At 38.6% G+C, this 21,237-nt stretch carries 18 protein-coding genes and 1 pseudogene; all 19 read right to left on the bottom strand.

Translation table 11 applies throughout. The features are described 5' to 3' along the window. Positions 1 to 6 precede the first annotated feature (6 nt). Positions 7 to 894 carry a permease-like cell division protein FtsX gene (ftsX, locus tag FS486_RS01750; protein ID WP_144509532.1) on the bottom strand — a complete coding sequence of 296 codons (888 nt, stop codon included), beginning with the start codon at positions 892 to 894 and terminating at the stop codon, positions 7 to 9. Further along, a complete protein-coding gene (gene ftsE, locus FS486_RS01755) occupies positions 884 to 1,570 on the bottom strand; it encodes a cell division ATP-binding protein FtsE (RefSeq protein ID WP_144509533.1) in 687 nt (228 codons plus the stop codon). Before ftsE ends, ftsX begins: the two co-directional genes overlap by 11 nt. Before the next feature lie 298 nt (positions 1,571 to 1,868). Then, the gene (gene cccB / locus FS486_RS01760; RefSeq protein ID WP_144509534.1) at positions 1,869 to 2,222 is read right to left on the bottom strand and encodes a cytochrome c551; all 354 of its coding nucleotides are present in this window, start codon (positions 2,220 to 2,222) and stop codon (positions 1,869 to 1,871) included. Between the two features lie 52 nt (positions 2,223 to 2,274). Next, positions 2,275 to 2,526 (bottom strand): annotated as a pseudogene (locus tag FS486_RS01765) (YitT family protein); the annotation flags it as partial. Between the two features lie 104 nt (positions 2,527 to 2,630). Then, positions 2,631 to 3,735 (bottom strand): peptide chain release factor 2 gene (prfB, locus tag FS486_RS01770; protein WP_144509536.1). Its coding sequence is split into 2 segments (ribosomal slippage): positions 2,631 to 3,659 and positions 3,661 to 3,735, totalling 1,104 coding nucleotides; the frame shifts between segments, so codons are not numbered across the junction. A 76-nt stretch (positions 3,736 to 3,811) separates the two neighbouring features. After that, positions 3,812 to 6,322 (bottom strand): preprotein translocase subunit SecA, encoded by a 2,511-nt coding sequence (gene secA / locus FS486_RS01775; RefSeq protein ID WP_144509537.1) that lies wholly within the window; start codon positions 6,320 to 6,322, stop codon positions 3,812 to 3,814. A 729-nt stretch (positions 6,323 to 7,051) separates the two neighbouring features. Then, complete coding sequence (gene hpf / locus FS486_RS01780) at positions 7,052 to 7,615, bottom strand: ribosome hibernation-promoting factor, HPF/YfiA family (RefSeq protein WP_144509538.1); 564 nt, start codon at positions 7,613 to 7,615, stop codon at positions 7,052 to 7,054. Between the two features lie 110 nt (positions 7,616 to 7,725). Next, positions 7,726 to 8,106 (bottom strand): PilZ domain-containing protein, encoded by a 381-nt coding sequence (locus FS486_RS01785; protein ID WP_144509539.1) that lies wholly within the window; start codon positions 8,104 to 8,106, stop codon positions 7,726 to 7,728. A 117-nt stretch (positions 8,107 to 8,223) separates the two neighbouring features. After that, positions 8,224 to 8,718, bottom strand: coding sequence for a C40 family peptidase (locus tag FS486_RS01790; RefSeq protein WP_144509540.1), 495 nt, complete (start codon positions 8,716 to 8,718; stop codon positions 8,224 to 8,226). 222 nt (positions 8,719 to 8,940) lie between these two features. After that, the gene (locus FS486_RS01795; RefSeq protein WP_144509541.1) at positions 8,941 to 10,662 is read right to left on the bottom strand and encodes a methyl-accepting chemotaxis protein; all 1,722 of its coding nucleotides are present in this window, start codon (positions 10,660 to 10,662) and stop codon (positions 8,941 to 8,943) included. A gap of 432 nt (positions 10,663 to 11,094) precedes the next feature. Continuing rightward, on the bottom strand, positions 11,095 to 12,033 hold the full coding sequence (locus tag FS486_RS01800; protein WP_144509691.1) for a ring-cleaving dioxygenase: 939 nt from the start codon (positions 12,031 to 12,033) through the stop codon (positions 11,095 to 11,097). Between the two features lie 164 nt (positions 12,034 to 12,197). Further along, entirely contained in the window at positions 12,198 to 12,794 is a 597-nt protein-coding gene (locus FS486_RS01805) for an NADPH-dependent FMN reductase (protein ID WP_144509542.1), read from the bottom strand. Between the two features lie 299 nt (positions 12,795 to 13,093). After that, on the bottom strand, positions 13,094 to 13,939 hold the full coding sequence (locus FS486_RS01810) for a VOC family protein (protein WP_144509543.1): 846 nt from the start codon (positions 13,937 to 13,939) through the stop codon (positions 13,094 to 13,096). Positions 13,940 to 14,499: 560 nt separating this feature from the next. Further along, positions 14,500 to 15,516, bottom strand: coding sequence for a threonine/serine dehydratase family protein (locus tag FS486_RS01815; protein ID WP_144509544.1), 1,017 nt, complete (start codon positions 15,514 to 15,516; stop codon positions 14,500 to 14,502). Next, positions 15,513 to 16,082, bottom strand: coding sequence for a 3-isopropylmalate dehydratase small subunit (gene leuD, locus FS486_RS01820; RefSeq protein WP_144509545.1), 570 nt, complete (start codon positions 16,080 to 16,082; stop codon positions 15,513 to 15,515). The genes FS486_RS01815 and leuD overlap by 4 nt, the downstream gene beginning before the upstream one ends. A gap of 12 nt (positions 16,083 to 16,094) precedes the next feature. After that, positions 16,095 to 17,504 carry a 3-isopropylmalate dehydratase large subunit gene (gene leuC, locus FS486_RS01825; protein WP_144509546.1) on the bottom strand — a complete coding sequence of 470 codons (1,410 nt, stop codon included), beginning with the start codon at positions 17,502 to 17,504 and terminating at the stop codon, positions 16,095 to 16,097. A 19-nt stretch (positions 17,505 to 17,523) separates the two neighbouring features. Continuing rightward, a complete protein-coding gene (gene leuB, locus FS486_RS01830) occupies positions 17,524 to 18,624 on the bottom strand; it encodes a 3-isopropylmalate dehydrogenase (RefSeq protein WP_144509547.1) in 1,101 nt (366 codons plus the stop codon). Between the two features lie 18 nt (positions 18,625 to 18,642). After that, positions 18,643 to 20,187, bottom strand: a complete 1,545-nt coding sequence (locus FS486_RS01835; protein WP_144509548.1) for a 2-isopropylmalate synthase — start codon at positions 20,185 to 20,187, stop codon at positions 18,643 to 18,645. Then, positions 20,174 to 21,208, bottom strand: a complete 1,035-nt coding sequence (gene ilvC / locus FS486_RS01840) for a ketol-acid reductoisomerase (RefSeq protein WP_144509549.1) — start codon at positions 21,206 to 21,208, stop codon at positions 20,174 to 20,176. The genes FS486_RS01835 and ilvC overlap by 14 nt, the downstream gene beginning before the upstream one ends. Between the last annotated feature and the right edge of the window lie 29 nt (positions 21,209 to 21,237).

The raw sequence follows: 21,237 nt of genomic DNA on the forward strand, positions 1-21,237 counted from the left end.
AACTTCTTATACGCGTAAAAATTTTCGTACGGACATGAAACTTCCCCAAACACCTATGAGTACACCCATCAATAAAATCAATGCATTTACTTGATAGATAAATGGTGAAAAATCGAGTAGCTCGAATAAGTGCCCTGCCTTTAGTTTTGGCCCTAGTATGTTGGAAATATTATAGTAGAGTACGGTAACAAGCGTGATTGGAATAATCGCACCCAAAATCCCAAGCCACATTCCTTCCAAAATAAAAGGAATACGAATAAACCAATTGGTCGCCCCTACAAGTTTCATAATCTCAATATCTCTTCTTCTTGCGACAATCGTTATACGAATCGTATTAGAGATTAAGAACATTGCCGTGAATAATAACGCTAGTATTAGTACTAGCCCTATGTTTCTACTAGTATTTAAAAAGGAAAATAGTCTTTCAATTTTTCCTTCCCCGTATTTTACTTCGAATGTGTTATCTAAGCTGTCAAGCTTTTCAGCTACCTTTGCTGTTTCTTGAGGATTTTCTGCTTTTGCATAAAACACATTATGTAAAGGGTTTTGTTGCTCAAACAATCGTAAATCTTCTCCGAAATCCAACATTAACTTTTTAAGCTCATCTTCTTTTGGCGAGTATTTTACTTCTGCTACTCCCGTTGTCTTCTTAATTTCGTCTTCCAATTTAGTAATAGAAGCTTCATCTGCTGTTAATTCGACAATAACTTTTATTTCGACGTCTCTTTCTAAGTCATCCGCTACTTTGTTTAAATTCATCATAATCATAACGAAAACGCCTACAAGTAATAATGTAACTGTTACTGCACTAACCGAAGCAAAGGTCATCCAACCATTTCGACTGATACTCTTTAAACTGTCTCTGAAGTGTCTTCCTGCTGTTCTAGTTTTCATAACCGTATTCTCCTCCGTATTCGTCTCGAGTGATTAATCCACCCTCAACAGCAATAACACGGTGTCTAATTGTGTTTACAATTTCTCTATTATGCGTTGCCATTATTATTGTAGTTCCTCGAGCATTAATTTCTTCGAATATGTTCATGATTTCCCATGATGTATCGGGATCTAGGTTTCCAGTCGGCTCATCTGCAATTACAAGCTTCGGTGTATTAACAATCGAACGTGCAATAGAGACACGTTGCTGTTCTCCACCTGAAAGCTCTGTTGGGAACATTCTAGCCTTATGCTTAAGTCCAACTAGTTCTAATACTTCCATTACTCGTTTACGAATTACTTTTGGAGTTTCTTCAATTACTTCTAATGCAAATGCGACATTTTCATATACATTTAGACGCGGGAGTAATTTAAAGTCTTGAAAGACTACTCCAATTTGTCTTCTTAAATAGGGAACTTTATTGTTTTTTAATGTACTTAAGTTAATACCGTTTATAAATATGTCGCCTGATGTCGGTCGTTCTTCTCGATACATCATTTTAATGAATGTCGATTTTCCTGCTCCACTTGGGCCGACTACGTATACAAACTCGCCTTGCTTAATTTCTACATCAATTCCATTTGCAGCAACTATGCCGTTTGGGTATTTTTTGTAGACATTTACCATTTCAATCATTTATAAACCACCTAAATTGTTATCGTTTGTTAAAATGCAACATGCTTATTATAACATTAGACACCTACTCTTTTGTTACAATTAGATTTCATTTTCTAGGTAATATTAGGGATAATTTCAACGATTCGATATATTTTTCAGTATTATTAGGGTAAATTACCTTCATACAAATGACCTAACCCTTCATACTTTCTACATCATTCGATGATAATCCTTCTTTTCTTCAAAGTTTATTTAAATATTTTGAAACTACAAAAAAACAGCTGCTCCCTTAGGAACAACTGTTTTTTCTTGTTTATTATTTTTTCTCTGCTAACCAAGCAGCTACTGCTTTTGCGTCATCGCCAGAAACTAGTCCAGCTGGCATACCGCCTCTACCGTTTTCAATAACATTTAAAATTTCGTCTTCTGATAAACGAGATCCAACATCATTAAGAGCAGGGAAGTTACCTTGTCCTTGTAAGTTATTACCGTGACAAGCGATACATTTTGAATTAACAATTTTTTCTGCATCTACAGAGGCTGTCTCAGTAGTATCCGTCTTACCAGTATCTGCAGTTTTGTCAGTGTCATTTGCCTTATCGTTTCCACCGCCACAAGCAGCAAGCATTAGTCCTGCTCCAAATATTACAGCTAATAGTTTTTTATTCATTACTATTACCTCCCTCAAACCTTTTTTTACCTACATCATTATTATACCAAGTTTAATACCTTTTGAAACCTTTCCCAAGTACCTCATATGCGTCGGAAACGATCACAAACGCTGCTGGGTCAATCGTTTTAACGATATGTTTCAGTTTTGTGAATTCTGTCTGATACGCCACAACCATTAAAATAGGTCTTTCTTTATTCGTATATCCCCCAAAAGCAGGAAGTTTTGTCACCCCGCAATCGATTTCTTTGTATATAGCATCTCTCATTTCGTCCTGTTTATTCCCAGTTATATAAATCATTTTAATAAAAAAAATTTCCCATTTTAAAAATGATGGAAACTTGGAAATAAAGATTATAAGAAGAAAAAAAGTACTTCCATGTTTAACATCGAAGTACTTTTCGTTTATTAATTTATTTTAGAACGTAAAAATGCATGGATAAATGGATCTATATCTCCATCTACAACAGCATGTACATTTCCGCTTTCTTCATTCGTACGGTGATCTTTTACCATTGAATATGGATGGAAAACATAAGAACGGATTTGGCTTCCCCAGCCGATTTCTTTTTGTTCTCCACGGATTGCAGCAAGCTGTGCTTCTTGTTCTTCAATTTTTAATTGATACAATTTCGATTTCAATAATTTCATCGCATGCTCACGGTTTTTAATCTGTGAACGTTCGGTTTGACAAGTCACAATCGTGTTGGTTGGTAAATGCGTTATACGAACCGCTGAATCGGTTGTATTGATATGCTGTCCACCGGCACCAGTTGCACGATACGTATCCACTTTTAAGTCTTCTGTTCGAATCTCAATTTCGATTTCATCATTGAATTCTGGCATGACGTCACAAGAAACGAAAGATGTATGACGTCGACCCGAAGAGTCAAAAGGTGAAATACGCACTAGACGATGCACACCTTTTTCTGCTTTTAAATAACCGTATGCATTATGACCTTTGATTAGTAATGTTACGGATTTAATACCGGCCTCATCACCAGGTAAATAATCAATCGTTTCTACTTTGAAACCGCGTTTGTCCGCCCAGCGCTGATACATACGAAGCAAGATGGAACCCCAATCTTGGGATTCTGTTCCACCAGCACCCGGATGCAATTCTAATATAGCATTATGCTTATCATATTCTTCACTTAGCAGTAATTGAAGTTCAAAATCACTTAAAGCGGAGCTAAATTCTTTTAACTCCGAGCCCAGCTCCTCTTGTAATTCTTCATCTGGTTCTTCTTTGATCAATTCTAGCGTCATTTCTAAGTTTTCTTGTGTAGAAACAAGCTCATTGTATTGCTCTACAATCGCTTTAAGAGCATTTAACTCATTTATTATTTTTTGGGCAGCTTGCGCATCATCCCAAAAGTCGGGAAATGTCATTAACTCTTCTAACTCTTGAATGCGGACCTCTTTGTTCTCTAAGTCAAAGAGACCCCCTAAAGTCTTCTAATTTTCCAGCTGTTCTGTCTAACTCATTTCGTACTACTGCTACTTCTACCATATTGTTTATTCCTCCGACTTTCTAAATTCTTCTAGGTTGTAGATATGTTTTGATAAAACCGATTAAATGCTTCGAATTATTGTACAGCACCGTGACAGTTTTTAAATTTCTTCCCACTTCCGCATGGGCATAGGTCATTTCTTCCAACGTCTGCTTGCTTGCGAACTGGTTTTTTCTTAACGACTTCTCCATCTTCTTTCGGATTTACCGCTTGCCCTTTAGCCACTTCTTCACGCTCTAAATTATTGCGTATTTCCGCTTTCATCGCGTATTTTGCCACATCTTCTTGAATAGATTCGACCATTGCTTCGAACATCGCAAACCCTTCACTTTGATACTCGCGAAGCGGATCATTTTGTCCATAAGCGCGTAAATGGATACCTTGACGGAGCTGATCCATCGCATCGATATGATCGATCCATTTAGAGTCAATCGAACGGAGTAATACAACTTTCTCGAACTCACGCATGCGTTCTGGAGTCATTTCCTCTTCTTTTGCATCATAGAAACGGATTACTTCTTCTTTAATCAGTTCAACCATTTCTTCAGAAGATAAACCTTCTAGCTTTTCTTTTGTAATGACACCTTCTGGTAGCAAGTTTGCATGAATATAGTCTTCAATGCCTTTTAAATTCCAGTCTGCTTTATTATCAGAGGTAGCGTAAGAGCCTACTAAACGTTCAATTGCACCAAATACCATTGTTTCTACTAATGAACGCATATTTTCTGTTTCTAATACTTCATTACGTTCTTTATAAATAATTTCACGTTGTTGACGCAAAACATCATCATATTGCAATAATCGTTTACGAGAATCAAAGTTATTACCTTCTACACGTTTTTGCGCAGATTCTACTGCACGAGAAACCATTTTCGATTGGATTGGCTGCGAATCATCCATTCCTAGTTTAGACATCATATTACGCATATTGTCAGAACCAAAGCGACGCATCAATTCATCTTCCATCGAAAGATAGAATTGTGTAACCCCTGGATCACCTTGACGTCCAGAACGTCCACGTAGCTGATTATCAATACGGCGTGACTCGTGTCGTTCCGTACCAATTACAGCTAATCCACCAACTTCTAAAACACCTTCGCCAAGTTTAATATCCGTACCGCGTCCAGCCATATTTGTTGCTATCGTAACAGAACCTAAATGTCCAGCTGTCGCAATAATTTCCGCTTCATGCTCATGGTTTTTCGCATTTAATACATTATGCTTGATACCATGTTTTGTTAACAATTTGGAAATAATTTCAGACGTTTCTATCGCAACCGTACCGATTAATACAGGTTGTCCATTTTTGTTTCGCTCTGCGATATCTGCAGCAACTGCTTCAAATTTTCCATTCATCGAAGCATAGATTAAATCTGCTCGATCATCCCTTGCGATAGGACGGTTCGTTGGAATGGCGATAACATTCATATTATATATATTACGGAACTCTTCTTCCTCCGTTTTTGCCGTACCTGTCATACCTGATAATTTATCGTACATACGGAAAAAGTTTTGGAACGTAATAGTTGCCATAGTCATGGATTCATTTTGAATTTCCAATCCTTCTTTTGCTTCAATCGCTTGGTGAAGACCATCACTATAACGGCGGCCTTTCATCAGACGACCTGTAAAGGAGTCAACAATTACGACTTCCCCATCTTGCACAACATAGTCCACGTCTAAATGCATGGAAGCATGTGCCTTCAACGACTGATTGACCGCATGATTTAAACGGACATGTGTCAAATCGAATAAGTTATCAATATTAAACGCTTTTTCTACTTTTTCTACACCAATATCTGTTAATGTTACACCTTTTGTTGACTCTTCGTACGTATAATCTGTTTCTTTAATCAATGTACGAACGAAAGCATTCGCTTGCATGTACAATAATGCAGCTTTGTTTGCCTGTCCTGAAATAATTAAAGGTGTTCTTGCTTCATCAATCAAAATGGAGTCGACTTCATCAATTACTGCGTAATGAAGTGGACGTTGCACTTTGTCTTCTTTGTACAACACCATATTATCTCGTAAATAGTCAAAACCTAGCTCATTATTCGTCGAATACGTAATATCCGCTGCATAAGCTTCTCGTTTTTCTTCTTTAGACAATGAATTTAAATTTAGTCCAACGGTCAATCCTAAGAAATTATACAGTTGTCCCATTTCTGCTGCGTCACGACTTGATAAATATTCATTTACCGTTACAACATGCGCCCCTTGTGCCGGAATAGCATTTAAATACACAGACATAGTCGAAGTTAGGGTTTTCCCTTCCCCGGTTTTCATCTCTGCAATATTGCCCTCATGTAGAGCCGCTGCCCCCATAATTTGCACACGGAATGGATACAATCCAAGCACACGCTTAGCAGCTTCGCGAACTACTGCAAATGCTTCTGGCAATAAGTTGTCTAGCGTTTCACCCTTGGCATAACGAGCACGAAACTCTTCTGTTTTGGCGCGTAATTCCTCATCTGATTTTGCTTCCATTTCACTTGATAAAGCTTCTACTTGATCGGCAAGTTTTTCTAATCGTTTTAGTTCACGTTTATTTAAATCGAATACTTTATTTAATACACCAAGCATCTATATTCACTTCCCATTTAGTCTTACTCCCCATTTTACCATTCGATAGAAAGTCACGCAAATAAGCGGGTTATAAATGTCGGAAAGAAAAGTTTATAGCAAGGTGAGTTTTACAGGAATTTTTCCATTTTTTGTTTTCTGGAGAAGGTATTTTCCTTGTGCGTGGATGCTTTGCTCGGTTGAGAATGTTTACCTCGGGATCGGGTGGAGTTTTGCTTTATTAGGGAGTGGGTTAGCTCGCATAAACACAAAATATGCTCGAAGGCGACGTCTTTGCTCGGATGTCGTTGGTTTATGCTCGGTTGGAGCCTAGGTATGCTTGCATAGACACAAAATATGCTCGGAGGCGACGTCTTTGCTCGGATGTCGTTGATTTATGCTCGGTTGGAGCCTAGGTATGCTCGCATAAACACAAAGTATGCTCGGAGGCGACGTCTTTGCTCGGATGTCGTTGGTTTATGCTCGGTTGGAGCCTGGGTTTGCTCGCATAGACACAAAGTATGCTCGGAGGCGACGTCTTTGCTCGGATGTCGTTGATTTATGCTCGGTTGGAGCCTCGGTTTGCTCGCATAGACACAAAGTATGCTCGGACATCTTTTCCCTATAATTAGAAACACTACTTGCCTCTGCTTCAGAGTTAAATTGCAAATAGTATAGCTTTATTTGCATACACTATGCATAAAAAACTCTCCTTAAAATTTAAGGAGAGTTTAAATAGTCCATCATTATTTAGTTTGTTTCCGTTTCGATCAAGCCGTATTTGCCATCTCTACGCTTGTAAACGATATTTGTTCCATTTGACTCAGCATCTGTGAAGATGAAGAAATTGTGTCCGAGCATGTTCATTTGTAATACTGCCTCTTCTTGGTCCATTGGTTTTAAATCGAACTGTTTTGTACGGACGATATTATATTCTTCTTCGTCACTTTGCACAACTGGCGCGTCAGGTGCGTCAATTGTAGCAAAGTAAGTAGCCACACCTTCACGTTCACGGAATTTCCGATTTACTTTTGTTTTATATTTACGAATTTGGCGTTCTAATTTGTCTACGATGAGATCTACCGCTGCATACATATCCGCATGGCGTTCTTCTGCACGTAATGTTAAATTTTTCATCGGAATAGTTACTTCTACTTTTGTTTGCTTGTCGTTATACACTTTTAAATTGACGTTAGCAGTAGCTTGAATTTCTTCGTTGAAGTATCGGTCTACTTTCTCAATTTTCCCCTCAACATATTCTCGAATTGCAGGAGTCACCTCAATATTTTCTCCACGAATGTTAAAGTTTAGCATGAAAACTCCTCCTTTAATTTAACTCTATATATATAATTCAACACCCTAGCTAAAATATCCTTCTTACTTTAAATATTTTATTTATTTTTTGTCGAAGCTTGTCATAATCTTTACTTTTTCTCAATTATTTCTTTTTTGCGACGACTTTTTAATTCAGTAATAATTTCTTGTTCACTCTCAGTATCTCCAAGCAATTTTACTCCATACTCGTATCCACCGGCTTTCCGATGGGACCAAACGAACTCGCCAATCCTGCTTAAAAGTGCCTCGTCTAATCTGAACTGGATTTCTACATGATTTAATTTATCAATTGCTATAAGTAGGTCCGTGAAAATTTTTAATCCATTTGGACTTATATCGATAATTTGGCAAATCCCTTTTTTAGATATTTCTTCTGGGGATGTTCCATTCGCATCTTTTATTAATCGAAAAGTTGCTTCAAAAGGTTCAGTAAAGCTATATCTGAAGTATTCATTTCTTTTATATTGCAAGTCTTATCGCCTCTTTATACAGATCATATTTTCTTCATTATGACGAAGGACACTGCTTTTTTCAATTAAAAAAACGCTCTATCGTAAATTATACGATAAAGCGTTTGTGTATATGTTTTATTTGTTTATTGCAACGGATACTTCTGTAACTCGTTTAGCCCCAACATAGCGTTTTCCCCAATAATACGGATCGCTCAATTTATCAATCTTCACGCCTTTTGAAGTGGAAGAATGGATAAACTTACCGTCGCCAATGTATATACCAACGTGAGAAACGCTTTTACCAGAAGTGTTAAAGAAAACTAAATCACCTGATATTAAATCACTTTTCTCTACTTTTGAACCTGATGCATGCATACCTGATGCAGTTCGGGGAAGACTAACTCCTAAATCGTTGTATACATACCCAACAAATCCAGAACAATCAAATCCTGCCGTAGTTGTACCGCCACCGCGATATTTAATTCCTATTAAGTTTTTAGCTGTTGCTACTAATTCTTTTGAGTCAACTGAGCTTGCTGCTTCAGTATTTCCTGCGAACGGTGCGGTAACTAAAAGTATAGATAATATGAATATTGCAATGACTTTTTGCGACATAGATTTGAATTTCATCTTGTTCCTCCAAGGGGCTAAAGTTTTCTGAAAAATTCACTAAAGTCATCTTACCACGCTTTAAACCTTTTTAATTTTACAGTTGTGTAACATTTATGTTACAAAAACGTCTAATGTTTCACTCGATTTTTGTCATCTATTTAATTGCGAAAGACTGATAGAACTAGCTTTTAAGCATGAAAAGAAGCCCAAAAAGTCGTTTGAAGACTTTTTGGGCTTCTGTTACATTACGAAACGTGCGGTTGATGTTTGCAAAATAAGTGCTTGTTCGCTAACATCTTTTATTAATTCTGATAATGATTCAATTGTTTGTATATTATCTACCAATAACCTTACTGTCTGTTCCATTTGTGTTGTGTTTACTTCAATTGATTCTGTTAGCTCAAAAATAAGCTTTTCGGATACATTCTTCTCTTGTTCTATTGTCTTAATGGAGTCAGCCATATGATCATTTTGATATTTGGTTTCCCGAATAAATGAAATAATCGTATCAAACTTTTCATGAAGTAATTGGAAGGATATCGCATTATTTTTCGATGTTGCTAGACCTTCAGCAAATACCGCCTCCATTTCAACCCCTTGTTGTGAAATGGATGTGGAAATTTCATTTATCGTATGTGCAGTGCTTGATACTTCCCCAGCTAATTTTTTTACCTCTTCTGCAACTACTGCAAATCCTTTACCATGCACGCCCGATCTTGCGGCTTCGATCCCTGCATTTAAAGCAAGTAGATTTGTTTGTTTGGAAATGGACTGCACAATAGATGTCATTCTTGCTATTTCTTCTGTCCGTTGTTGTAACAGCTTTCTTTCTTTATCCGCAGCTTTGAACAAGGACCTCAAATGAGCAGCTTCCCTCGCTGCTGTCTTCATCGTTTCTGCGCTTTCATCCGCAATTTTCACTGCGACTGAGGCATGGTTATTTAATGCTATCGCTTTATTCGTCACTTCTTCAAATGTGCGAGAAAATTCTTCAAGAAACACTCGAATACCAAGAGATGCCTCTTTTTGCTCGATCATGCTCACACTTGTTTCATTAATTGCCATTTGCACGATATTCGAACTCTCAACGGTCTCTGAAGAGTATGCTTTCAATGTGGAACTATCTGTACTTAGCTTTTCAGCCGTATGTTTAATCATTTGAACTATCGTCATTAAATTTGCCCGCATTTCATTCATGGCGAGTGATACTTCTCCAATTTCGTCTTTTGTCGAAATTTGTATCGGCTTCACTAATAGATTACCTTTTGAGATTTCTTTTGCAGATGATGCCACAGAAGATAACTGGTTTTTAATTTGCCGATTCGTTAGTAATAATAAAGCGATTGAAAGCAGCCCAGCAATAAGGAAAGATACGACAACTATTACAATAGTATTTTGCTGACTTCCATTCATTTCTTCTATTATATATTGTCGTTGTTTCGACTCCTGCTCCCTTGTCGTATCGAGCATTTCTATCAACATATTATATTTCTCATTAATAGATTGAAGCTGTCTGCGCTTTGCGACATTATTTTTAGTTAAAGCAGATTCTTTTAAATTGTCTTCAAAAGTTGTTTGTATACCACTTAATGTTTTTGTGAATTTCCTCCAATCGACATGGCCCATTCCTTTACTGGCGGCATTTACTAGCGTCACCAAACTTTCTTTGTTCGCTTCATAGTCTTTATCGAACTCTACTAATGGATCACCTGCAAAATGAGAAATCGCTATATATAAACTAGCAACCTCTGTCCTTATAATATCCGCGGTTTCGACATTTTCAGAAGAAATCTCTAATTTGTCCGATAGAGCTTCGTTGTGAATTACTTGAATGATTAATAAAACTGTCATTACCCAAAATAAGAAAAAGGAACTAAAAATAGATATTAAATACTTCTTTCGCAGTGGTATACTAGTCCATTTATTCATAGGTATTGAGACCTCCCAAAAGGAATATAGCATATTATTTTTCGCATTAGTCGTGTTTTTCTAAAACTTAACAGAAGCTTTACAAATTTACATTTCGAGAAATGAGAGACATCAAGTTACATAGTCATCCTTTATTCGACATAAAATAGTATATTGGCTTATTTTATCGAATATCTAATGGATTATGTCGATTGGTGGCATTCAACTTAGATTAAATAGAGGGAGAAGACTAATGGAATTGTTGCTATGGGGGAGTAAATTGTTTGCCTTTTTAACACAATAAACATAAAAAAACTAATCGGATTGTTGCCGATTAGTTTTTAGATGGTGTATCTGACTACAATAGTGGACAATTAAAACCTTATGAGCTGCAATGAAGTAATTAAACCCAATTAAAAGTTTATAATTTTCTCACTTACTATTTTGGCTTGGATCAGTCGAACTCAATTTTTTTTAGGTTACTAATTAATCGATTGGACGCACTTGAATTGGAATAAGTGAATTGATTAGTTGCTCGCGGTGCGGTTCAAATTGTCTAGGCAGCATCAATTTTGTTCCCATTGTTTCAAGTGTTTCATCATGAGCAAATCCTGGTGGGTCTGTTGCAATTTCAAATAGAATTTCACCCGATTCGCGGAAGTATAGCGCATTGAAATAATTACGATCTTTCACTTCAGTCACATGTTGTCCCAAGTTCATTGCATATTGTTGCCACTCTAGATGATCTGCATCGTCTTTTGCACGCCATGCAATATGATGAACTGTACCAACCCCCATCGAACCACTCACACCCGTGACCATTTTCAAATCAATTATATTACCAATATCTGCTGTGGCTTTAAAACGTGTATAATCACCTTCTCTGCCAACCAATTCAAATCCCATTACATTAGTTAAAGTTTTAGCAGTCTCTTCTGGTCTGCTTGAGTAAAGAGTTGCTCCACCAAAACCTTTAATTGCGAATTCAGGTGTTACTCCGCTAAATGTCCAGTTGTTTTGTTCCCCTTCTGCACGTTCAACAAGCTCTAAATGTAAACCATGCGGGTCATCAAATTGAATAACTTGTTCACCAAAACGCTCCTCTTTTTTAAATGGAATAGAAAATGTCGCAAAGCGGTTGACCCAAAATCCTAATGAACCTGGTGGCACTGCAAATGTTGTAACTCCTACTTGGCCGTCCCCAATTTGTCCTGGGTAAGCATTGGTCCAAGGGAAAAAGGTGATGATTGTTCCCGGTTTCCCACCTCCATCTCCAAAATAAAGGTGATATGTTCCTGGATCATCGAAGTTCACTGTTTGTTTGACTAAACGTAAACCTAGAACTCCTGCATAAAAATCGATATTCTCCTGTGGATGACCGACAATTGCTGTAATATGGTGAATACCTGCTGTTTGTTTTTTCATCATGGTTGCTCCTCTATTGAATAAAACTTAAAATTTATCTACCTACATTAGCATAAATTCTGAGCACAGCCTTCAATCTGCTTGATATCGTTTTGCTCAAAATTTATTCATTCAAATCACAAAATATGCCCATGCACATTTTGTGATTTGATGTGATACAAAAATTATTTACGTATCGTATTTAATGCAGTAGTCCAAGGAATTACTTGATCTAACATTTGATTGACTGAATCTGCTTGGACAGCTGCTGGTTTAAAGTCTGTTCCATTTTCAAAGTCTGTGAATAATGATAATGCTGGATGTACACGCACATGTGCTACAAGTAATTCACTTAAAATTCCACGTAAATGTTCAGTTGCACGAGCTCCGCCTACAGAACCGTACGATACGATACCTGCTGCTTTGTTGTTCCACTCTTCACGTAAATAATCTAAAGCATTTTTTAATGCTCCGGTGATCGAGTGATTGTATTCTTGGACGATGAATACGAATCCATCTTGCTTAGCAATGATTTCTGACCATGCTGCTGCACCTGATGCGTCACCGCCCGCTTCACCTAAAAGTGGTAATTTGTAATCTGCGATATCGATAATTGTATAATTTGCATCCCCACGTTTATCTGCTAATTCTTTTACCCATGCTCCTACTTGAGGACTTACTCGCCCTTCACGTGTTGATCCTAAAATAATACCTATATTTAATGTTGTCATTGTTATTTCCTCCTCTTGTTGTGTTCCAAATAATTTTTTTAAAAATCCCATTATTTCTATTTCACCTCCTTATATTGCTCATTCAACTGCTATTCTAATTTAAAAATTCTCGATTTCGAGATATTACCTCAAAAAAATACGTTACTTTGGATTGTCATTTAGTTTTCTTGGTCAACCACAGAATGGATATATCTCTTTAATTAAAATATCTTTAATTCGAAATAAATTTATCATGAACTTACTTTACTTGTCAAGGTTTTAATTAATAATGTTTGTAACCCTTGAATTGGTTGCTGATGTCTCATCTTAAAAGAGTGCCCACTAGCATAGGTGACACTCCTTTTTACAAATTATTTCACATTTAATTTGATTTTATTATTCGACGGATCATTTGTAATATACATACCATTTGCCTCTATTATAGGTGCAGTGATAGTTTTCAAGCTCTCGATAACGTTAGTTAATGTTTCAACACTTGGATAAACTAATGTGAATGCATCTAGCCCTACCGTATTTTCAGCAGCAGCGGGGGCACCTTCACCAGCCCAAGTATTGAGACCGATATGATGATGATATTTACCTGTCGACATAAACAATGCGCCAGGATAAGGAGTCACAACTTCAAACCCTAAAGTATGATAAAACTTTTCCGTCTCTGCTAAGTCAGCAACGTGTAAATGGATATGACCCATCACTGTTTCTGATGGCAAGCCTTCCCACTTCATACCTTCACCTTCTACTAAAATACTTTGTGCATCGATTTGAAGTGTGTCCATTGCAACATGCTCACCATTCCATTTCCACTCGGTATCGGGACGGTCACTATATATTTCAATGCCATTCCCATCTGGATCATCTAGGTAAAGCGCTTCACTAACTAGATGATCTCCTGCACCAATACGAATATCATTTTCGAAAAAATGTCTTAAAACTGCTCCTAAATGAGCTCGGGTAGGTAAAAGAAGAGCAAAATGATACAATCCAGTTGTTTTTTGTTGTTTTGGCATCATGTCATCTCGTTGTTCTATGGAAAGCAAAGCTGTTTTGCCATCAGCAGTAAGTAGTACTTTATTTTCTAGCTTTTTTAGCACTTTGAATCCAATTATATTTTCGTAAAAGCTAAGTGATTCCTCCAAGTCCATTACTTTTAATTCTACTAATTCTACAAATGTGTATGGTTTATTTTGATATTTCATGTGTTAATCCCTCCTTAAGTTACTTTTCGTAAGTAATTATATTTTAGTTACTTAATAAAGTCAATTATTTCGTTAGTTTGAGTAGAATCGCAAGATAGATTCGGTGAATCGCAAGTTACGGTCGCTTAATCGCAAGCTACGTATCGTAAATCGCAAGATCGAGGCCTCGAATCGCAAATTGTTTCGTACGCGCAATGTCTTCACACTTTCTCGCAACATCCTACCCCGTTTGCGCAACATTGCCTCGCGTACTCGCAACGTTTCTGTTTGCCGCAACATCTTCCCCAGTACTCGCAACTTCTTCACACTTTCTCGCAACATTCAGTACCGTTTGTGCAACATTGCCTCGCGTACTCGCAACGTTTCTGTTTGCCGCAACATCTTGTCCTGTACGCGCAACTTCTTCACACTTTCTCGCAACATTCAGTACCGTTTGCGCAACATCTTGTCCTGTACGCGCAATATTCTCCCTCCAGTTCTCGCAAATTTGCTAACAATTAAATACCTCACCCCATGCAAAAACCACTAGCCATACTCAGCTAATGGTTTCCAACAATCTATTATTTTGCTAATGGTACTTGGATGGATAAATGCTTACAATCAGCCAGTTTGCTGATGTCGAAGTTTCCTCCGCTTACAATGATACCGATATTTGTTGCGGAAGGTGGCATGTGGTGATTCAACACTGCCGCTACTGCTGCGGCTCCAGCACCTTCAATGAGCGTTTTTTCGCGTTCGAGCATGAAGAGGATTGCGGATGCAATTTCAGCTTCGGATACTGTGATTATGTCGTCTACGAAGGAATGAATTATTTTGGTCGTCAGCTTTCCCGGTACTTTCACGTTTATACCTTCTGCAATTGTTTTTCCTTGAAATGGGAGTAAACCATCCTTCTTCCCTTTATACGCAGTTGCCATTGCAGAGGAATTTGCCGATTGAACACCGATTACCTGTATATCTGGTCGAGTAGATTTCACTGCGAGTAAAGTACCTGCAAGTAGTCCCCCTCCTCCAGCTGGAACAACGACTGTATCAATTTCCGGACATTGTTGAAGCATTTCCATTGCAACGGTTGCTTGTCCCTCGATTACGGCTAAATCGTCGAAAGGATGGATGAATGTTGCGCCAGTGCGAAGCTGCTCTTCTCTTGCAGCAACATATGCTTCATCAAAATTTTGCCCAACAAGTTTGACCGTGGCCCCATAGTTTTTTGTCGCATTCACTTTTGTTTCTGGTGTCCCGATTGGCATGAAAATCGTTACCGGTACATTGCGTGCTCTTCCTGCGTATGCAACACCTTGTGCGTGATTCCCCGCGGAAGCAGCGATTAAGCCTTTTGCACATTCCGCTTCTGTTAGCTGAGATACTTTATTCATTGCCCCTCTTATTTTAAATGAACCTGTTTTTTGCAAGTTTTCTAGTTTCAAGAACACTTTTTTACCTGTCATTTCATTAATTGTAGTAGACATTTTACACGGTGTACGATGAACGAACTCCGCTACTTTTTCTGATGCTTCAAATAAACCTACAGTGTCATATGAATTCCCAACAAAACCATCTCCTAGTTTGCTAATTATTTGTTTTCAAAAGCTTTAATATGATCTTCGTATTGGAAGGTCAATGAAATTTCATCCCATCCATTTAGAAGCATTTTCTTTTGGTACGGATCAATATCGAATGAATATACTGCACCATCTGCTCCTGTTACCGTTTGTGTTTCCAGATTTACTTCTGCACGATACGCTTCTTTACTCAACAGTGCTTCCACTTCTTCGACTGACAATTTAATAGGAAGAATTCCATTTTTCATGCAATTATTATAGAAGATATCCGCAAAACTTGGTGCGATGACTACGCGAAAGCCGTAATCCAAGATGGCCCATGGAGCATGCTCGCGTGATGAACCACACCCAAAGTTATCATGTGCTACTAATATAGTAGAATCTTTATATCGTTCATCATTTAATATAAACGTACTATCCGGATTTCCTTTTGCATCGAACCGCCAGTGATAAAATAAGTATTTCCCAAATCCTGTACGCTCGATTCTTTTAAGAAACTCTTTTGAAATAATTTGATCGGTATCGACATTTTTTTGATTTAACGGTGTAACTATACTTTTTATTTCATTAATAGGCTCCACTATTTTTCCTCCTTACGCATTTACTAGTTGAAATTTGCGAATATCTACAATATGACCTTCAATCGCTGCCGCTGCTGCCATTGCTGGGCTCATCAAGTGGGTTCTAGAACCTGCACCTTGGCGACCCTCGAAGTTTCGATTAGATGTAGATGCACAATGTTCGCCAGCTGGGACCACATCGTCATTCATCGCTAGACACATACTGCAGCCAGATTCGCGCCATTCAAATCCTGCGTCAAGGAAGATTCTGTCGATTCCTTCTTCCTCTGCTTGTTTTTTCACGGTTTGTGATCCCGGAACGACAATCGCTTTCACAGTCGGATGTACTTTACGACCTTCTATCACTTGTGCCGCGGTACGCAAGTCACTTAAACGGGCATTTGTACAAGAGCCGATGAACACATTGCTGATGGCGATATCCGTTATCGGCATCCCTTCTTGTAGGCCCATATAAGCTAGTGCTTTTTCATGTGCCAGCTGATCGCTTGTTTCTGTAAAGTCTTTTGTATAAGGAATAGAGTTGGAAATACCTGAACCCATTGAAGGATTTGTGCCCCAAGTGACAAATGGTTCGATTTCATCAGCAGAAATTTCCACTGTTTTATCGTAAGTTGCCCCTTCATCAGTGGCTAAAGCCTTCCATCTCTCTGCTTCTTCTTCAAACACTTCTCCAGTGGGAACATGTTCGCGTCCTCTTAAGAACTCAACCGTTGTATCATCTGGGCTTATCAAACCTGCCCGTGCCCCTGCTTCAATCGACATATTACAAATCGTCATGCGTTCCTCCATAGACAGGTTGCGAATCGCTTCACCCGTATACTCTACGATATAACCAGTTCCCATATCGATGCCGAATTTTGAAATGATTGCTAAAATAATATCTTTGGCAGCAACACCGTATCCAAGTTCACCAGTCACTTTAATTTCCATTGTTTTTGGTCTTGCCTGCCAAAGTGTTTGAGTGGAAAGAACATGCTCTACTTCACTAGTCCCGATGCCAAAAGCGATAGCTCCGAATGCACCATGTGTTGATGTATGGCTATCTCCACAAACAATCGTTTTTCCAGGCTGTGTTAAGCCAAGCTCTGGGCCAATAATGTGGACGATTCCTTGATCGGGATGGTCCATATTCGCAAGTGGGACACCGAATTCTTCACAGTTTTGTTGGAGTGTATTTATTTGTTTGCGCGCAATGACATCTTGAATCTCTTCTCTATTACGAGTAGGCACGTTGTGATCCATCGTTGCATAACAAAGATCTGGACGACGTACTTTGCGATTATTTAGTCGTAACCCTTCAAAAGCCTGCGGAGATGTCACTTCATGGAGTAAGTGTAAATCGATATAGAGAAGGTCTGGTTTCCCTTCTTCCTCAAATACTACATGTTCATCCCAAATTTTTTCTATAATCGTTTTTGCCATTTAGTCCCTCTCCTTTTGGTTAGACATAAGAAAACATAATACTATCTGATACAAATTCTAAGTCTAGTTCTTCTAATACTTTTCCTGTCCATTCCGTAGTAGTAAGAACTCGTTTTCCTTCTATTTGTAAATCACCTGTGAAATTGCCATCATTTAAGACGTTAAATACTGCTTCTTCCACTGCTGCAGCTTCTGTTTCCATTTGGAATGCTTCACGTAGCATCATTGCGACGGAGAGAATCATCGCCGCTGGATTCGCTTTGTTTTTGCCTGCAATATCAGGAGCAGAGCCGTGGATTGGTTCGTATAAACCAAAGCCATCTTCCCTTGTACTTGCAGATGGAAGCATTCCTAGGGAACCAGTAATAACGGATGCTTCGTCACTTAAAATATCGCCAAACATATTCTCTGTAACGATTACGTCAAAGGCATCTGGCTTCGTGATCAATTTCATCGCAGTGGAATCCACAAGCATATGCTCCACTTCTACGTCAGGGTAACCTTGTTTCTTTTCTTCCACAATTTCACGCCATAGCTTACTGGAGTCCAATACATTCGCTTTATCGACAGAGGCTAGTTTTCCTCTGCGGCTTCTAGCTAATTGGAAGGCAGTCTCGACAATACGCTCGATTTCCCCGCGTGTATAGACAAGCGTGTCTATTGCATGATCTTTCGTTTTCTTGCGCGGCTCTGCGAAGTATAGACCCCCTGTCAATTCACGGACGATCACTAAATCAACCGACTCCACAATTTCTTTTTTCAGAGGAGATGCTTCCAACAATGCAGGAATAGCTTTCACAGGACGGATATTTGCATACAAGCCGAAATGTTTGCGTATTGCTAGTAATCCTTTTTCTGGGCGTAAATGAGATGGATTTTGATCCCATTTCGGCCCACCGACTGCACCTAGAAGAATGGCATCACTTTTACTACATAAGTTAATCGTTTCTTCTGGAAGAGGATTTTCACATGCATCAATCGCTGCCCCACCAATCAAAGCGTATTGTAAGTGAAACGTATGATTATAGCGCTTTCCAATTGCTTGCAGTACCTTAACTGCTGCCTCCGTCACTTCTGGACCGATGCCATCTCCAGGTAATATTGTTATCGTCTTTTCCATCTCATTCACTCCCGTTTATTAGTGTGTTACCGCTACTTGTTGTTGATAGTGAGATTTTACTAATTGTCTATTGATCGCATTCAAATAGGCTTTTGCGGAAGCTTCGAGTACATCCTGTGAAGCATTTCTTCCTATTGAAATGATGTCGTTAAAGCTTAAGTTTATAACTGCTTCTCCCAGTGCATCGCGCCCTTTAGAAACAGAAGATACACGATAATCGATTATATGAACTTTTCCATTTACAAGCTTTTCTAGCGTATTGAAAATTGCCTCCACCGAACCTGCACCAGTAGAAGAGACAACTTCCACTTCACCGGTTGGTGTTTTCACTTGCACTGTTGCTGTTGGAATATTCGCTGTGCCATACTGCACTTGCACACTTTCTAACTCATATACGTCCACTTCGGAAGTTTTTACTTGCTGGTCTGTTAATAAAACAAAAAGATCTTCCTCGGTTATTTCCTTTTTGCGGTCGGCTAGCTTTTTAAATGAAGCAAATGCCGCATTTAGCTTATCATCACTTAAATGGAAGCCCATTTCTTCTGCACGACTAGAGAACGCATGACGGCCAGAATGTTTTCCAAGAACTAGTTCAGTAGCTGCATCACCGATTAGTTCTGGCGTAATAATTTCATACGTTTCCGGATTTTTCAGCATACCATCTTGATGGATTCCAGATTCATGTGCAAAAGCATTTTTCCCGACTATTGCTTTATTTGGTTGAACGGCAACACCTGTTAGTTGGCTCACAAGCTGACTTGTGCGTTTCGTTTCCTTCAACACAATACCTGATTCGGTTTGGTAGTAGTCATTGCGTATATGTAGCGCAACCGCAATCTCTTCCAGCGCTACGTTACCGGCACGTTCGCCTATTCCGTTAATGGTACCTTCCACTTGTGTTGCACCATTTTCAATTGCTGCAAGTGTATTTGCTGTTGCTAAACCTAAATCATCATGACAATGAGCAGAAAGTTTCACTCGTTCAATGCCATTCACATTTTCGGATAAGTAGTTGAATAATGCACCGTATTCAATAGGTGTTGCATAACCTACAGTATCTGGCACATTAATTGTTGTTGCCCCTGCTTTGATCACTTCATTCATAATGCGTACAAGGAAATCTTTATCCGATCGAGTAGCATCCTCAGCAGACCATTGCACAAGCGGGAAGTATTTTCTTGCTAGTTTTACAGACTCTACTGCGATCTCAATTACTTGTTCTGGAGTTTTATTTAACTTATATTGCATATGGATTGGGGATGTAGCGATAAAAATATGAAGATGTGGTTGAACCCCACCTCTTAACGCTTCCCAAGATGTCTCAATATCACTTTTAATAGAACGAGCAAGCCCTGTCACAATCGAGTTTTTCACAGTACTTGCAATTTGTTGAACTGCATCGAAGTCCCCAGGGGATGAAGCAGGAAAACCTGCTTCAATAATGGAAACCCCGTACTTTTCAAGTTGACGAGCAATTTCTAGCTTTTCTTGCGTATTCAAATTTATCCCTACAGACTGTTCTCCATCACGAAGCGTCGTATCAAATATGTCAATTTTGCCCACTCGTCACCACTTCTTTCTTCACTTGTTTTTTACCTTCATTAATGAATGGCATCATTTCACGTAGTTTTTCTCCAACTGTTTCAATTTGGTGTTCTGACTCTGACTTTTTGATCGCATTGTATTTTGGACGATCTGTTTCGTTTTCTTCAATCCATTCTTTCGCGAATTTACCGCTTTGAATGTCTGTTAATACTTCTTTCATGCGATCTTTTACAGAAGCATCGATAATACGTGGACCTGATACAAAGTCTCCCCACTCCGCAGTATCAGAGATCGAGTAACGCATAGTAGATAATCCACCTTCATACATCAAGTCAACGATTAGCTTCAATTCATGCAATGTTTCAAAGTAAGCTAGCTCTGGTTGATACCCAGCTTCTACTAGCGTTTCGAACCCCGCTTTTACTAAGGCAGTGGTACCACCGCAAAGTACCGCTTGTTCCCCAAATAGATCTGTTTCTGTTTCTTCTTTAAAAGTCGTTTCTAACACTCCAGCACGTGCAGCTCCAATTCCTTTTGCATAAGCTAAAGCAGTTTCTTTTGCATTTCCAGTTGCATCTTGATATACGGCGAACAAACCAGGTACTCCTGCTCCCGATTCAAATGTTCTACGCACTAAATGTCCTGGACCTTTTGGTGCTACTAAGAATACATCCACATCTGCTGGAGGAACGATTTGATCGAAATGTACGTTAAATCCATGAGCAAATACTAAAGATTTACCTGCTGTTAATGCCGGTGCGATTTCTGCTTCGTACACTGCTTTTTGTCTTTCATCTGGTAAAAGAATCATGATAACATCTGCTTTTTCCGCAGCTTCTTTTACTGAATAAACTTCCAACCCATCTTCTTTTGCTTGATCGAATGATTTACCAGCACGGATACCAACTACTACGTTATAGCCAGAGTCTTTCAAATTTTGCGCATGTGCATGACCTTGTGATCCGTATCCGATGATCGCGATTGTTTTGTCTTGTAAACGTCCTTCGTTGATATCTCCGTTGTAATACATTTTAGCCATTGTAATTTCCTCCTCGAATTTGGGTTTTA

Origin of the sequence: Bacillus sp. FJAT-22090 (genome assembly GCF_007676755.1) — a bacterium.
Taxonomy (GTDB): Bacteria; Bacillota; Bacilli; order Bacillales_A; family Planococcaceae; genus Psychrobacillus.